The sequence below is a fragment of the Aggregatibacter segnis ATCC 33393 genome (assembly GCF_000185305.1).
In the GTDB taxonomy this organism is placed as follows: Bacteria; Pseudomonadota; Gammaproteobacteria; order Enterobacterales; family Pasteurellaceae; genus Aggregatibacter; species Aggregatibacter segnis.
The window spans coordinates 1,694,206-1,710,716 of record NZ_GL622200.1; the positions used below are offsets into that span (position 1 = coordinate 1,694,206).

At 41.6% G+C, this 16,511-nt stretch carries 13 protein-coding genes; 5 read left to right on the forward strand and 8 right to left on the reverse strand.

Annotated features, from left to right (window positions below):
* Positions 1 to 6: 6 nt before the first annotated feature.
* The 4 genes from narL (at position 7) to ppx (ending at position 8,016) form a co-directional block, all read left to right on the forward strand.
* Positions 7 to 636, forward strand: coding sequence for a two-component system response regulator NarL (gene narL / locus HMPREF9064_RS01545; RefSeq protein WP_006719400.1), 630 nt, complete (start codon positions 7 to 9; stop codon positions 634 to 636).
* Positions 637 to 810: 174 nt separating this feature from the next.
* Positions 811 to 2,568: an autotransporter assembly complex protein TamA gene (tamA, locus tag HMPREF9064_RS01540; RefSeq protein ID WP_006719403.1), complete on the forward strand. Its 1,758-nt coding sequence runs from the start codon at positions 811 to 813 to the stop codon at positions 2,566 to 2,568.
* A gap of 21 nt (positions 2,569 to 2,589) precedes the next feature.
* Entirely contained in the window at positions 2,590 to 6,465 is a 3,876-nt protein-coding gene (gene tamB, locus HMPREF9064_RS01535) for an autotransporter assembly complex protein TamB (protein WP_006719404.1), read from the forward strand.
* A gap of 3 nt (positions 6,466 to 6,468) precedes the next feature.
* Positions 6,469 to 8,016, forward strand: a complete 1,548-nt coding sequence (gene ppx / locus HMPREF9064_RS01530; protein ID WP_006719407.1) for an exopolyphosphatase — start codon at positions 6,469 to 6,471, stop codon at positions 8,014 to 8,016.
* Positions 8,017 to 8,081: 65 nt separating this feature from the next.
* Here the strand turns inward: ppx and pckA are convergent, their stop codons facing one another.
* Complete coding sequence (gene pckA / locus HMPREF9064_RS01525) at positions 8,082 to 9,698, reverse strand: phosphoenolpyruvate carboxykinase (ATP) (protein ID WP_006719409.1); 1,617 nt, start codon at positions 9,696 to 9,698, stop codon at positions 8,082 to 8,084.
* A 266-nt stretch (positions 9,699 to 9,964) separates the two neighbouring features.
* Between pckA and HMPREF9064_RS01520 the strand changes: the two genes are divergently transcribed.
* Positions 9,965 to 10,609 (forward strand): hypothetical protein, encoded by a 645-nt coding sequence (locus HMPREF9064_RS01520; protein ID WP_006719410.1) that lies wholly within the window; start codon positions 9,965 to 9,967, stop codon positions 10,607 to 10,609.
* 88 nt (positions 10,610 to 10,697) lie between these two features.
* Here HMPREF9064_RS01520 and HMPREF9064_RS01515 read toward each other — a convergent pair whose 3' ends face one another.
* From HMPREF9064_RS01515 to nqrE, 7 genes are all read right to left on the reverse strand, one after another.
* Complete coding sequence (locus HMPREF9064_RS01515; protein ID WP_006719412.1) at positions 10,698 to 11,519, reverse strand: hypothetical protein; 822 nt, start codon at positions 11,517 to 11,519, stop codon at positions 10,698 to 10,700.
* A 75-nt stretch (positions 11,520 to 11,594) separates the two neighbouring features.
* Entirely contained in the window at positions 11,595 to 12,746 is a 1,152-nt protein-coding gene (gene mnmA, locus HMPREF9064_RS01510) for a tRNA 2-thiouridine(34) synthase MnmA (RefSeq protein WP_006719415.1), read from the reverse strand.
* A gap of 111 nt (positions 12,747 to 12,857) precedes the next feature.
* The gene (locus HMPREF9064_RS01505; RefSeq protein WP_006719418.1) at positions 12,858 to 13,064 is read right to left on the reverse strand and encodes a tautomerase family protein; all 207 of its coding nucleotides are present in this window, start codon (positions 13,062 to 13,064) and stop codon (positions 12,858 to 12,860) included.
* Between the two features lie 30 nt (positions 13,065 to 13,094).
* On the reverse strand, positions 13,095 to 13,352 hold the full coding sequence (gene nqrM, locus HMPREF9064_RS01500; protein ID WP_006719419.1) for a (Na+)-NQR maturation NqrM: 258 nt from the start codon (positions 13,350 to 13,352) through the stop codon (positions 13,095 to 13,097).
* 73 nt (positions 13,353 to 13,425) lie between these two features.
* Positions 13,426 to 14,514, reverse strand: coding sequence for an FAD:protein FMN transferase (locus HMPREF9064_RS01495; RefSeq protein WP_006719421.1), 1,089 nt, complete (start codon positions 14,512 to 14,514; stop codon positions 13,426 to 13,428).
* 151 nt (positions 14,515 to 14,665) lie between these two features.
* Positions 14,666 to 15,901, reverse strand: a complete 1,236-nt coding sequence (gene nqrF, locus HMPREF9064_RS01490; protein WP_006719423.1) for an NADH:ubiquinone reductase (Na(+)-transporting) subunit F — start codon at positions 15,899 to 15,901, stop codon at positions 14,666 to 14,668.
* 11 nt (positions 15,902 to 15,912) lie between these two features.
* Positions 15,913 to 16,509 carry an NADH:ubiquinone reductase (Na(+)-transporting) subunit E gene (gene nqrE / locus HMPREF9064_RS01485; RefSeq protein WP_006719425.1) on the reverse strand — a complete coding sequence of 199 codons (597 nt, stop codon included), beginning with the start codon at positions 16,507 to 16,509 and terminating at the stop codon, positions 15,913 to 15,915.
* Between the last annotated feature and the right edge of the window lie 2 nt (positions 16,510 to 16,511).

Here is a 16,511-nt window from a genome sequence, read left to right on the forward strand (position 1 = left end):
TGTAACATGAATGACAAATTAAAAGTTTTAATTATTGACGACCATCCGTTAATGCGCCGTGGCATACAACAACTTGTTGAATTAGAAGAAGGTTTCGAGGTTGTTGGCGGTGCAGGCAATGGTTCTGAAGGGATTAATTTAGCGCTACAAACCTCACCGGATCTCATTATTTTAGATCTGAATATGAAAGGACTCTCCGGTTTAGATACGCTTAAAGCATTGAGAGCAGAAGACGTTGATGCTCGCATTGTCATTTTGACCGTGTCTGATGCTAAAAACGACATTTTTACCTTAATTGATGCCGGTGCGGACGGGTATTTATTAAAAGATACCGAACCAGACACATTGCTTTCTCAACTAAAACGCATCGCTCAAGGTGAAGTTATCCTCAGTGATTCCATTAAAAATCTCTTATTAGAGCGTCAATCTTCGCAAAGCCCTATTGACTCTCTTACCGATCGTGAAATTGACGTATTGCGTTTAGTGGCAACCGGTCTTTCCAATAAACAAATTGCCGGCCAATTATTTATTTCGGAAGAAACCGTCAAAGTACACATTCGTAATTTGCTACGTAAACTTAACGTTCACTCACGCGTTGCCGCCACAGTGCTTTATTTTGAGCATAAAAACGGCTAAACCGTATAATTTCATAAGAAATAGCCGACAATGCTGTCGGCTATTTTTTTATTATCAATTTACTCGTTCCCTTTTCTTAAAAATATCGAAAAAATCCACCGCACTTTGTATAGGCGAAGCATTGCAGGGAAAAAACCTAACGAGTAAACTACCAAGGTTTAATGTGGGAGTTATATGAAGCAATTGTTCAATAAAAAAGCAAGTCAACGTTTCTATGCACTTGTATTTTCGTGCTTATTTTGGCATTCCTCTGCCTACGCCGAACATCTCGTTGATTTACAAATTGATGGGGTAAAAAACGACGCTTTGAAAAACAATATCCAGATTCACCTCAATGCCATCGATAAAGAAGAGGCTGACGGCTCCGAACGTTATCAAGATATTGTCAGCAAAGCCGTTGATAAAGGTCTGCGTGCTTTAGGCTATTATGATCACCAGATTCAATTTGAATTAAAACCGCGAGCCAAGAACAAGCCGCTATTAATCGCTCACATTACCGTAGGCGAACCGGTAAAAATCTCTACCACAGACATCGTGATTAAAGGGGAGGCCAAACAAGATCCGGAATTCATTCAACTGGAAAAACAGGTTCCTAAAACCGGCACCATACTCAATCACGAAACTTACGAAGATTATAAAAACCAACTGCAACAACTCGCGCTATTTCGTGGTTATTTTGATGCAGAATTTGAACAATCCCGTTTAGAAGTGATGAAATCCACACACGAAGCTTGGTGGAATCTCACCTTCGATAGCAAAAAACGCTACCACTATGGGAAAATTCATTTCTTACACGCGCAAATTCGAGAAGAATATTTACGCAACATGCTCAACATTCACTCAAATGAACCCTATTTAATGAGTGATTTTTCTACCTTAACCAACAATTATTCCTCCTCAAACTGGTTCAGCTCAGTACTATTGCAACCGCACTTAGACGATAAAAAGAAATTAGTGGATGTGGATGTGCTGCTCTATCCACGCAAAAAAAATATTATGAACGTCGGACTAGGTTATTCCACTGATGTTGGGCCTCGTTTTCAATGGAGTTGGACGAAACCTTGGATCAATGATCGCGGGCATAGTGTCAGAAGTAATCTCTATTTTTCCTCACCGAAGCAAACGCTCGAACTGACCTATAAAATGCCCCTACTGAAAAATCCGCTGAATTATTACTATGAATATTCCGGCGGTTTTGAACGTGAAAATAAGAACGATACCAAAACAACCTCATCGACTCTTGCCGCACTACGCTATTGGAACCATCCTACCGGATGGCAGTATTCCTTAGGTTTACGCTTGCGCTACGACGCCTTTACCCAAGCAGATATCGCCGACAAAACGCTATTACTATATCCGACAACCTCGTTAACCCGTACCCGTTTACGCGGTGGTGCCTTTCCTGATTGGGGTGATTCACAACGTATTACCTTCGATTTTGGACGTAAATTGGGGATTTCTGATGTCAATTTCTGGAAAATTCAAGCGTCCACCGCTTGGGTCAGAACCTATGCGCAAAATCACCGTTTTCTTACTCGTCTAGAAATTGGCGTACTCAACACTGCAGATATTCACCGAATTCCACCCTCATTACGTTTCTTTGCCGGCGGCGATCGCAGCGTACGTGGTTATGGTTATAAAAAAATCTCGCCAAAAGATCGAAATGGCAAATTAGTCGGTGGTTCTCGTTTAGCGACAGGAACGATTGAATACCAATATCAGGCTTATCCCGACTGGTGGCTGGCCACCTTTGCTGATACAGGTCTAGCGGCAAATAGCTTTAAACCTGATGAATTACGCTATGGTGCCGGTTTCGGCTTGCGCTGGGCATCACCGGTAGGCGCCATTAAATTTGATGTTGCCACCCCGATAAAAGACAAAGACAAGAGTAAAAACATTCAGTTTTATATCGGGCTGGGTAGTGAAATATAGCAACATAAAACGGATTACTTCATGACAGAACAGACAGAAAAAACGGCTCAAACAACAAAAGCAAAATCGCCAAAACGCCTTTGGCGGTGGATTTTATGCCTTGTAAGTGCGGTCATTTTTTTACCTATTTTGGCCCTCTTCGCCCTCCTTTCAACAGAAAGTGGTCAGCACAAACTCCTCCAGTGGGCAGATGCAGGGCTCGATACTCTTTCCATTGAACAAGCACAAGGCAACTTAAAGGAAGGGTTAACATTAAAACATCTGCGCTTTCAAACAGAAGGTGTGGATGCCCATATTGAGGAAGCGCATCTGCAGCTACAATTAAGCTGTTTATGGCATTTAGACGTGTGCATTGATGATATCACCCTGACACAACCATCCATTCTGATTGACACCTCCTTGCTGCCAGCCTCTGAACCTAAAAAGAACAGCAACGGGAAGATGAAACATGTGTTCTTACCTATCTCAGTTAAAATCAATCGGTTAGCTGTTAACGATTTCTCATTATCTCTTGATAAAAATAAAATCACTTTAGGTACATTCCATACAGCAGCAAGTTTAAATAACGCCAATGGATTAACATTAGCGCCGACACAAATTGAGAATTTCAGTTTTATTCACGATTTAACCTCAACCACAAAAAACACCGATACACCTAAAAAGACTGAAACTTCCACACCAATTCAATGGGAAGAGTTGGAACAGTCTCTCCGTAAACCGCTGTTTAGTGAATTGCAGCAAATTGAACTGCCTTTTGCAATACACATTCAAGGCGTGCAAGGCAAAAACTGGCGATATCAAAGTCTCAGTGGGAAAAATACTGTCGAGCAAGATATCCTCGTTTCTTCCGCTGAGCTTCAAGCACACGCAACTGATGATATTATCGAACTAGCTAAATTTGATGTGCAAAGCTCACTTGGTCAGTTACAAGCGAATGGGCAAGTGGCTTTTCAACAAGATTTCCCATTGCAATTTGATGCCTTCGCTAAAATTAATGACATACGCCAAAATAACGACCTCGTTTTGCCTGCAAGCCAAGCGGAAATCCATCTTTCAGGCGCATTAAAAAAACAGACCGCACTTTCTTGGCAAACCCAAGGCGCGTTGGAATCACAACTAAATGCTCAAATTCAAGCTGCTGAACCCAACCTTCCACTTCAAGTGAACTTGACTGTGCCTCAAGCACAATACCCTTTTAATAACAAAGATCCGTTAAAAATCCAGGATTTCAATTTCACCCTAGACGGCAACTTAGCTACCGCACAAATACAACTTAAAAGTGCGGTCAGTGGTATGGGAATACCAAACAGTAATTTAGCATTACAAGCCGTCTCACATTTATCCGGCATAGAAATCCATCAACTTAAACTCAATACATCAAATGGAACAGCAGATTTAACAGGCAACCTCAATTGGCGTGATGGTGTGGAATGGAACTGGCATTTAGCATTGGCAAAGATGGCGCTTGGTGCCTACTTATCTGATTTTCCGGCAATCATTTCCGGCAGCTTAAATTCACAAGGAAAAATCACTCAAGACAAGCAACAAATTTCGGTTTCAGATATAGATCTGCAAGGCTCACTGTCGCAACGCCCATTGAGCCTAACCGGCAATTTACATATGGCAGAACAACCATTACTTAATGTACCGCAGCTCACCTTCACTTACGGCGACAACAAGATCAACGCTCAAGGCAACCTTGGTTCCGTCTCCGATTTTACTCTTGATATTAATGCGCCGAATTTAAGCGGTTTATTGATCGGTTTATCCGCCTCAGTTAATGGCAAGGGCGCAGTAACCGGCAACATTATGCACCCAAATCTTGTTATGGATTTAACCGCAAAACAGTTTCATTTCCGCGACATAGGACTTACCCAAGCCGGCATTAAGGGGCAGCTGAATACGGAACAACAAATCCAAGGTCAGCTTAATGCCCAGCTCAATGGATTTCATTACAATGACATCAAGGTGAATAGCCTCCAGCTCTCTGCTTCTGGAGATGAACAAAAACACAGTTTGCAGTTGATTTCAGAGGGGTACCCCATTGCTGCCAACATGAATATCATCGGAAATTTCGACCGCACTTTACAACAATGGCAAGGCACGATTAGCCAACTTATGCTAAAAACGGAGTTTGGCCACATCCAAACAAACAAAAGCGTGTCTGTCACATACGACAATAAAAGCACCCAAAGCACCATTGCCGCCCATTGCTGGATGCACAGCAACATAGATCTTTGTTTTCCGCAAACCTTTAATGTCGGCACTAATGGTGAAATACCTTTTGAAATCAAACGCTTTGATTTAGCATTTATCAATAAAATACTTGAAGAGGATCTTTTGAAAGGCAAGCTGAATAGCAAAGGAAAAGTAGCCTGGTCAACACAGGCACCACTATCAGCTGAGATACAAATCAACGGCAATGCCTTATCTTTGGCAAAAAAATTAGATTACCGGACTTTTAAATTAGACATGCCAAAAGTCGTGCTAAATGCCAACTTAGCAAATAACGATCTTGCCTTAAAAACAGAGATTCATGTTCAGGAACAAGGCAAAATCAATGCTGATTTAAAATTACAGGACATTGCTAACACCCGTAAACTCAGTGGAACTTTTACAATTCCGCACCTCAATCCCGCGATTGTTAACCAACTTTTAGCCAATGATGAAAAAGTCAGTGGAGAACTCAAAGCCAATCTCACATTAGGTGGAAACCTAAGCGCACCAACACTGAACGGCGATATTCTACTTAAACAACTAAACGCAAAAATTCGGGCATTACCTTTCGATATTAAAAATAGCGAATTGGCGTTACATTTTGCCGGTACCAACTCCACGCTAAAAGGGTTTGTACAAACAGATGACAGTCGCTTAAATCTCAGCGGTGAAGCCCATTGGAAGAATATCAATGAGTGGCGCACCCGCTTGAACGCGCAAGCAGAGAAATTTAAAGTGGATATCCCATCAATGGCAAAATTGACCATCAGTCCGAATGTTGAAATCACTGCCTCGCCAAAACTCTTAGAATTATCGGGAAATATTGAGATCCCCAAAGCGCGAATCGCCATTGAAAGCTTGCCGGAGAGCGCCATTGAAGTCAGTACTGACGAAGTCATTTTAGACGGTAAGACAAAAAGAACATTGCCAAAAAATATTCCGGCAGAAACACGAAGCGGCATAGCGGTAAAATCTGATCTGAAAATTCATATTGGGGATGATGTCAGCTTAAAGGCTTATGGGCTCAAAACCTATTTACATGGTTTACTTAGCGTAAGACAAGAAAAGGGGAACCTGGGTTTATACGGCGAAGTTAATCTTAAAAATGGGCGTTACGCCTCCTTTGGGCAAGATTTGATTATTCGCAAAGGCTTAATCAGTTTTGTGGGCCAACCTTCCCAACCATTCTTAAATATTGAAGCCATTCGCAACCCAGAAGCGATGGAGGACAATAGCGTCACTGCCGGCGTGAAAGTCACTGGGTTAGCCGGCTCACCAAGCATGACTGTTTTCTCCGAGCCCGGCATGCCACAGGATCAGGCTTTAGCCTACATTCTCACCGGACGTTCTTTAGAAAACAGTGGCGATGCATCTTCAAGTGGCTCTGTGGGTGCGGCCCTATTAGGCATGGGGTTAGCTAAAACCGGGAATGTTGTAGGCGGCATTGGAAAAGCCTTCGGAATTAAAGATCTGAATCTCGGCACACAAGGCGTCGGTGACAGTTCTAAAGTGGTAGTGAGCGGCAATATCACACCACGTTTACAAGTCAAATACGGTGTGGGTTTGTTCGATGGCTTAGCTGAAGTGACCTTGCGTTATCGCTTGTTACCACAACTTTATGTACAATCGGTGTCAGGCGTTAATCAAGCCTTTGATTTACTCTACCAGTTTGAATTTTAATCTATGAATAACGAAAACTTACTCAGTAAAGCCAATGAACTGCATGCGCGACGCGGCGAAGTGCGTGAAATTGCTGCCATTGATCTCGGCTCTAATAGCTTTCACATGATTATTGCCCGCATTGTAAACGGCACACTACAAGTACTTTCCCGTCTTAAGCAAAAAGTACAGCTTGCCGAGGGGTTAGATGAGAATCAAGTGCTAAGTCCAGCCGCGATTGAACGTGGTGTTAACTGTTTAGCATTATTTGCAGAACGCTTACAGGGGTTTCCTGCCGACAACGTCAATGTCGTCGGCACATATACCTTACGCCGTGCTGTGAACAATGAAGAATTCCTACGTCAAGCGGCAAAAGTCTTCCCTTATCCTATTCACATCATCAGCGGTAAAACGGAAGCGAAAACCATCTACGCCGGCGTTTGCCATACACAGCCTGAAATTGGTCGAAAATTTGTTATCGATATCGGGGGCGGGTCAACAGAGATGATCATCGGCGATAACTTTACGCCATTAATTTACGAAAGCCGCCATATGGGTTGTGTGAGTTTTGCCAAGCAATTTTTTCCTCACGGTCAAATCAATGAAGAAAATTTTCGTCTGGCAAAACAAAGCGCTTTAAACAAAATTGAAGATCTCGCTTGGGAATACCGAAATTTGGGTTGGCAATCCGTGCTCGGCTCGTCCGGTACAATTAAAACCGTCCATCAAGTTATTTGTGAAAACATTGATCCGAATGGCACTATTACTGCTGAACGCTTGAACCGACTCATTCAACAAACTTTGCAATTTAGCCACTTTGATCAAATCCAATTTAACGGACTAAATCATGATCGTGCTGACGTTTTTGTGCCGGGCTTAGCCATTTTAAGTGCGGTTTTTGAAAACTTTCAAATTGAGAAAATGCGTTATTCCGATGGTGCTCTGCGGGAAGGGGTAATGTATAGCTTGGAGCAAAACTTCCAAGTCAATAATATTCGTGAACGCACCGCACTTGGTCTGATGGAACAGTTTAATATTGACCAAGCACAGAGTGAACGGGTATATCAAAGCGCCTCGTTACTATTTGAGCAATACCAACATTGGCAAAACCAAGAAATGGTTGCTGAAATGAAAGACGTTCTCTTGTGGGCTGCGCGTTTACATGAAGTGGGGATTGTCATCAATCACAAAAATCTACAAAAACACTCTGCGTATATTTTATACAACACTGAGTTACCGGGTTATGACAACGAGCAACATCGTTTACTGTCAACTTTGGCACGTTATCACTTAGGGAATTTCAAATTGCCGGAGATGTTTAAATTTTCTCGTTATCACGAGCAAGATGTGTTGGCATTAATTCGCATTTTACGCTTAGCAATTATTCTCAATCGAGCCCGTCAAGCGACAGAAAAACCTCAAAAAATTACATTAAAAACTGACCGCACTTTGGTAGATTGGCACTTAACATTTGAAACGGATTATCTACAACATAACCCATTAGTAAAAAACGATCTGGCATTAGAACATCGTTTCTTGCAGACATTGGGATTATCCTTATCAGCTCGTTAATTGATTTACTCTTCCATAAAAAAATCCCCGCGGATAATAGCGGGGATTTTTATTCTTTCGTCAGATTACGCTTTAGGACCTGCAGCAATCAATGCTTTACCTTCAGCATTTGTTGCATATTTTTCGAAGTTCTTCACGAAACGACCAGCAAGATCTTTCGCTTTTGCTTCCCATTGTGCTTTGTCTGCGTAAGTGTCACGCGGATCTAAGATAGCTGGGTCAACACCTGGTAAAGCGTTAGGAATTGCCAAATTGAAGATTGGTAATTCGCCCATTTCAGCTTTTTCGATAGAACCATCTAAGATCGCGTCGATAATACCGCGAGTATCTTTAATAGAGATACGTTTACCTGTACCGTTCCAACCGGTGTTCACTAAGTAAGCTTCCGCACCTACCGCTTGCATACGTTTCACTAACACTTCCGCATACTGAGTTGGGTGTAAAGTTAAGAACGCTGCACCAAAACAAGCTGAGAAAGTTGGGGTTGGTTCGGTAATACCACGTTCTGTACCCGCTAATTTTGCAGTAAAGCCAGATAAGAAGTAGTATTTGGTTTGTTCCGGAGTTAATTTAGAAACCGGTGGCAACACGCCGAATGCATCTGCAGTTAAGAAAATTACTTTCGTTGCGTGGCCTGCACGGGAAACCGGTTTAACGATGTTATCGATGTGATAAATCGGGTAGGACACGCGAGTATTTTCTGTTTTGGAACCGTCATCAAAGTCAACAGAACCATCTGCACGCACAACCACGTTTTCTAATAACGCATCACGACGGATTGCGCGATAAATATCCGGTTCGTTTTCTTCAGAAAGGTGAATAGTTTTCGCATAGCAGCCACCTTCAAAGTTGAAGATACCCACATCATCCCAACCGTGTTCATCGTCACCGATTAATTCACGTTTTGGATCGGTAGAAAGGGTGGTTTTACCGGTACCGGATAAGCCGAAGAATACAGCCACATCGCCATCTTTACCTACGTTAGCGGAACAGTGCATTGCACCAACACCTTTAAGCGGTAGGAAGTAGTTCATCATGGAGAACATACCTTTCTTCATTTCACCGCCGTACCAAGTACCGCCGATTAATTGAACACGTTCAGTCAAGTTAAATGCAACGAAGTTCTCAGAGTTCAAACCTTGTTCTTTCCAGTTCGGGTTGGTGCATTTAGAACCATTCATTACTACGAAACCTGGTTTGAAATTTTTCAATTCAGCTTCTGTCGGACGAATAAACATGTTTTTCACGAAATGTGCTTGCCATGCCACTTCAGTCACGATACGTACCGCAATGCGGTCTTGTTCGCTAGCACCACAGAAACCATCAACCACAAATAGACGTTTACCGGAAAGTTGTTTAGTCACAATGCCTTTCAAGCTTGCCCAAGTTTCTTGGGTCATTGGTTTATTATCGTTTTTCGCTGCATCGGAAGTCCACCAAACAGTGTCTTTTGTGGTGTCATCCAACACAATATATTTATCTTTAGGTGAACGACCGGTAAAGATGCCGGTATCAACAGCTACGGCGCCGGTTGTGGTCAACGTACCTTTTTCAAAACCTTCCAAGCCTGGTTTAGTTTCTTCTTCAAATAATTGTTCATAACTTGGGTTATAAACAACCTCTTTGACATCATGAATACCAAGCGCTTCAAGTTCTTTAATAACTTTACTTAAGTCAGTCATAGATTACCTCTTTGTGTTAAAAGTGTTAAAAATAAAAACTGTCCTTATTCTATGAAAATTTCTACCTAAAAACTGTTATCTTGATCAAATATTTGAACATTACTTTCTTTTTTATTCGATTTTAGGGAGAATTTATCCGCCTTTTGGAAAAGCCGCTCACCGCTTTATCAAAACGCGTCCAAAAAGCACCGCACTTTCAAGTGGGAACTTATGCTTGAAGGCTCGTTCTAAGTTGCACAACAATTTAATGAGATAAAAGGAATCACATGAAATTACTCAAATTATTTTTACTTGCTACATTACTTTATATTCCCGGTGTACAAGCTGCCGAAGCAACGGATTTGAACATCAAATACAGCTCCAATTATCTCATGCCTGCTTATGTGCATTTTCACTCCGATGGCTTTGAATATACGATCAATGCCAACATCAATATCCCCTTGTACAAAATTCAATTTATCTCGAAAGGTGCGCAAAGTAGCAATGTTTTTAACATGTTCAGCTACAAAGACACGCGTAATGACAAACCTTATGCGGAAGCAAAAATTGCCAATCGAAAAATTGAGTACGGCAAAATAAAAAATGGACTCAAAACTGAAGAGTTAACCTTACCAACCTATGATTTATTTACGGTAGCCTTCCAGCTAAGTTATTACGGCAAGTTGCCAAATAGCTTCCAAATCACGAATGGTAAAAAGCTTTATCCGATGGAAAACGTAGTGCTAAACACAACGAAAAAACAAGTGAAATACAACAAACAAGAGGTGACTGAAATCACCTATCAATTTAAAACTGGTGGCAAAGATATTGTGGTAAAAAAACACGAAGGGGAAAAATTCCCGCGCTTTATTTCCTACAGTCGGGATGGTGATGAATACGAGCTTACTTTTAGCGATTTTGTCAAAAATTAATCTTTTCATGAAAAAATAAAGCCACCAAATAGGTGGCTTTATTATTGTGCGGTCTAAAAAACATATGAATTTTAGACCGCACTTTAAGCTAATAATATTCGTATGAATTTTCAACAATAGTACTGCTAGGATTATTACGATTATCAAACTCTTCAATTCTCACTACATTACCATAGTTATCCAACGTGTTTTTCCAGATTTTTACGGAAGATACGCTACCATCACCAAATCCATAAGGAGGAAAATCTTCAAATTGGATTTTATTTCCATTGGTATCAAAAGTCGTTACTTCTCGCCCACCATATGCAAATTGCGTTTGTTCAACTAATTTACCATCAACATATTTGTTGACATATTTAAAAGGTTCGCCACCAAAAATCTCATTTCGAGTTTCCAGAATATTTCCATGCTCATCATAATGATGGCTATATTTGTTCATCCCATTTTCAAGTTTTTCGCAACCTTCTTCACAAGACTCATCTTCTGTTTTTTCAACGAGTAACAACCCATTTTTGTCATAGGTATTTTCAGATACGATCCGTGTTGGGGAGCCTTCCATTTTTAATTTCTGAATAACTGTCAACGTCCCATCAGGATTAGTGCGATAGTGATATTCATTAAAAACATTATCACCCGTCTCAAAAGATTTAACCAATCGCCCTTGTTCATCATAAACAAAGTGTAATACCTGTGTAAAACGCCCTAAAATCTCTTGTCTAGTTTTAAATCCCTGAGGATTAAAGTAGGTAATCTCATGTTCATCAACTTTAGAGCTATCACGATCAATCAATTTTCTTTCCCATTTTTTAACTGCCCCTTTTAGATTTAATAAGGCTAAATCAGTTTTTGGGGTGGCAAAAAGTACGGTGGAAAACAGGGTTAAAAGGCATCCTAATAAAATGTGTCGCATAGAAGATCCGTTAGATAAATAACTAAAAAAGTACGGTCTAAAAAACATATGAATTTTAGACCGCACTTTTCTGTTCTATTTTAGCTGTTGCTCAATGATACCACCACCAAGGCAAACTTCATCCAAATAGAAGACGGCTGATTGCCCCGGCGTGACCGCAATTTGCGGCTCATCAAAAATGACTTTGATACTTTCGTCGTCAATCGGCTCAATCGTACAAGGCACATCCGTTTGGCGATAACGGGTTTTCACGGTACAACGCAACGGTTCACGAATCGGTTGACGATCGACCCAATGCAATTGTTGTGCGATTAAACCGGTAGAAAGTAACGCTGAGTGATCATGCCCCTGTGCCACAATTAACTCGTTATTGACAAGATCTTTTTCCACCACATACCAAGCTTCTTCACTAGCCCCCTTCACGCCACCAATGCCCAAGCCTTTGCGTTGGCCCAATGTGTGATACATCAAACCATCGTGGCGACCAATAATGTCACCCTCTACCGTGCGAATGTTGCCCGGTTGCGCCGGCAAGTAACGGGCTAAGAAATCCTTAAATTTACGCTCACCAATAAAACAAATGCCGGTAGAATCTTTTTTCTTCGCCGTGATCAAACCTAAATCTTCGGCAATCGCACGTACAATCGGTTTTTCAATGTCGCCAACAGGAAACAGACTTTGTCCCACTTGTTTTTTACTTAAGGTGTAAAGGAAATAACTTTGGTCTTTGTTGGCATCCAAACCGCGTAATAATTGTGCGTTATCATCTGCTCCTCGGCGGCGTACATAATGTCCGGTAGCGATATAGTTCGCGCCTAAATCTTCTGCGGCATATTCTAAAAAGGCTTTAAATTTAATTTCTTTGTTACACAGAATATCCGGATTCGGAGTACGACCAGCCTTGTATTCGTTAAGGAAATGTTCAAATACATTATCCCAATACTCTGCCGCAAAATTGATTTTATGCAGCTTAATGCCAAGCTTGTCGCACACAGCTTGAGCGTCAGCTAAGTCCGCAGCAGCTGTACAATAATCGGTGTCGTCATCCTCTTCCCAATTCTTCATAAACAAGCCTTCCACTTGGTAGCCTTGTTGTTGCAGAATAAAAGCAGACACAGAGGAATCTACCCCGCCTGACATGCCACAAATGACTTTTTTCGTGCCATTTTCGGCAAGTTGTTCAGCAGAGAGTTTCGGGAAATGTTTTTCGTAGGTTTGTGATTTCATAGTTTAGTAATAAACGTTCCACTAAATAAATAATTTGGCATTCTACCGCAAATCAAGTAAGAGTAAAAATGCCCGACAATTTCGGGCACTTTCATACAGGTTACGGTATGATCACTTCATTGAACGTCGAGAAGTTACCGTTTTCCCTCTAATCCCCCAGTTATCCATATCGACTTCGTCAATAATCACCACTGTCGTTTCGGGATTTTTGTTTAACACTTTCTGTAATAAATGGGTGACACCTTCAATTAACTCCTCTTTTTGTTTAGCTGTCGGCGCCTCTGCACCACCAGTCACTTTAATATTGACATAGGGCATACTGTTCTCTCATCACAACGTTAAATGGAACTACTTCACTTCGTAAAATTGAGCTTTCTCTTTTTGCGCAAATTTTTGTTCATATTCTGCCTTTGCGTTTTCATCGCCTGCATCCAATTTTTCTTGGAGCGTATCGCAAGGTTTATCGCAGTCACAGGCTTTCGCAATCCCTAAAGACGATAAACCGCCACAACTGCCTTTCAGCGCTTGGCGTTTCACAATATAGCCCAATGCCATGGCCAAAATAATCAGGATGAAAATCCCAAAAGTCACTAAGAATAATTTCATAATCTCTCCATAAATACTCTAAATATCTACCGCACTTTATCACTCAAAGTGCGGTCCTTTCTAACTCTGTTTTTTACTGAGCCAAGAATTGCTTAAATGCAGAAGACATTTCCGTACGATAACCTTTGCCGTCCTTAATGATCATAAAAATCGGCAAATTTTCCCGTTCAGCCACCGCTAAGGCTTTTTCCTCGCCTAATACAAATAAACCGGTGGAAAGGCCGTCAGCCGTCATAGAGCTTGGCGCTAATACGGTAATTGAGGCTAACGCGTGTTGAATCGGGTAGCCTGTTTTCGGATCAATTTCGTGGGAAAAACGCACACCATCTTGTTCAAAATAATTACGATAGTCACCTGACGTTGCCATCGCCATATTATTTAATCCGATGATCTGTTGAGCGGCTTGTTTGCCATCAAACGTCGGACGTTCAATCGCAATCTGCCACAGTTTATTTTCGGCATTTTTTCCTTTAGCACGAATTTCACCGCCGATTTCCACCATGTAGTTTTGCACATGAATACTTTCTAAATAATCCGCTACTTGATCAACACCGAAACCTTTCGCGATAGAAGAAAGATCCACATAAAGCTGTGGTACGCTTTTTGCGAGAAAAAACTTACCACTCTCTTCAGTGAGTGATAGCTTATCAATCCCGACCCAAGCTTGTCGCTCAGTAATTTGCTCTTGCGTTGGCTGTTTTTCCACGCGCTTTTCCGGTCCAAAGCCCCAAAGATTAACCACTGGCCCAACAGTCACATCCAACGCCCCTTGGGTCACTTGATTTAAGCGCATTGCTTCTTTAACCACAAGCGCAAAATCTGCCGAGATTTCGATCGGTGTATTTGTCTGTGTATTTTGATTAAAACGACTGATTTCAGAATCCTGGATGTAAGTGGACATTTTGGCGTTCACCGCTTTCAGAATCGACTCAATCTGTTCATGCGCTTGTTGTGATGTGATAGAAACTTCATTATTACCCCAATATTTAATGTGATAAGTGGTTCCCATCGTTTTACCACTCAGGGCAACTATTTCATTTTTTGCTGCCACTGCTTGCTGCGTTTCTGCTTGTTGTGAGGCTGCTTTCTGATCGCAAGCGCTTAACGTCAATGCGATGGCGACAAAAGCAAGCCCGCGAACGAATAAATGAGAGATTTGCACAATACTTTCCTAACATAAAATGGATCACACGCAAACCAACTGTTGAAATTGATTTGCGTGTGATGAATCAAGATGGAAAACGCTGTAAAAATTGACCGCACTTAAGAAGAAAGTGCGGTCGTTTTTATGGTGTTTTTAAACCAAAACGGGATTAACCACCGAAGTCATCTAATAGGATGTTTTCGTCTTCAACACCGAGGTCTTTCAACATTTTGATTACCGCAGCGTTCATGACCGGAGGTCCACACATGTAGTATTCACAATCTTCAGGTGCTTCATGATTTTTCAAATAGTTTTCATAAAGCACGTTATGAATAAAGCCTGTGTAGCCTGTCCAGTTGTCTTCCGGCAATGCGTCAGAAAGTGCCACATGCCATACGAAGTTATCGTTTTCAGCTTGTAATTGGTCAAAGTCTTCTTGATAGAAAATTTCACGTTTAGAACGTGCACCATACCAGAAAGACATTTTACGTTTAGAGTGCAAACGTTTTAATTGGTCGAAGATATGAGAACGCATTGGCGCCATACCTGCACCACCACCGATGAAGACCATTTCATTATCAGTTTCTTTCGCGAAGAATTCACCGAATGGACCTGAAATGATCACTTTATCACCCGGTTTTAATGACCAAATATAAGAAGACATTTGTCCCGGAGGCGCATCCGGTTGACGTGGTGGAGGCGTTGCAATACGCACGTTCAACATGATGATGCCTTTTTCTTCCGGATAAGATGCCATGGAGTAAGCACGGATAATATGCTCATCGACCTTGGACACATAACGCCACAAGTCATATTTATCCCAGTCTTCATGGTATTCTTTCGGAATATCAAAATCTTTATAGTAAACCGTATGTGGATCGGCTTCAATTTGGATATAACCACCGGCACGGAATGGTACCTCTTCGCCTTCAGGAATCGCCAACTTAAGCTCTTTGATGAAGGTTGCTTTGTTATCATTAGAAATAACGGTACATTCCCATTTTTTCACACCAAAGATTTCTTCCGGCAATTCAATATCCATATTGCCTTTAACGTTAACTTGGCAAGAAAGACGATAGCCTTCTTTCGCTTCACGTTTAGTAATGTGAGATAGCTCTGTCGGTAAAATTTCACCGCCGCCGCTTTTTACTTTCACCACACATTGACCGCAGGAACCACCGCCACCACAAGCAGACGACACAAAAATCCCTTTGCTGGCAAGTGCACCGAGTAATTTTCCACCTGCCGGTAAGGTAATGGCTTTACTCGGGTCATCGTTAATTTGAATGGTAATGTCGCCGGAATCAACTAGTTTGGATTTAGCAAACAGGATAATTGCAACAAGCACCAAAACAATCGCTGTAAAGGCTGCAACACCGAGTACAAGAATTGTTGTTTCGTTCATTTATGTACTCCTTATAACTGAATACCGGAGAATGACATAAAGCCAAGCGCCATCAAGCCCGCGGAGATAAAGGTAATCCCTAAACCGCGTAAACCTGCCGGCACGTCAGCATATTTCATTTTCTCAGTTAAGCCGGCCAATGCAACAATCGCCAGCATCCAACCTAAGCCTGCACCAATACCGTACACGGCGGATTCTGCGAAGGTATATTCACGTTGAATCGCAAAGGATACGCCACCGAAGATCGCACAGTTTACAGCAATAAGCGGAAGGAAAATCCCCAATGCGTTATAAAGTGCCGGGAAGAATTTATCGAGCGTCATTTCAAGAATTTGAACGATACCCGCGATAATCCCGATAAACGTAATAAAGCTTAAGAAGGATAAATCTACGCCTTCAACTAAAGCACCATCTTTTAACACGTGTTCAAACACAAATTGGTTCGCCGGTACAGAAATGCCAAGCACAACGGTGACCGCAACCCCTAAGCCGAACGCTGTTGACACTTTTTTCGATACGGCAAGGAAAGTACACATTCCTAAGAAGAAAGAAAGCGCCATATTTTCAATGAAGATCGCCTTCACAAATAGGCTAATATAATGTTCCATTG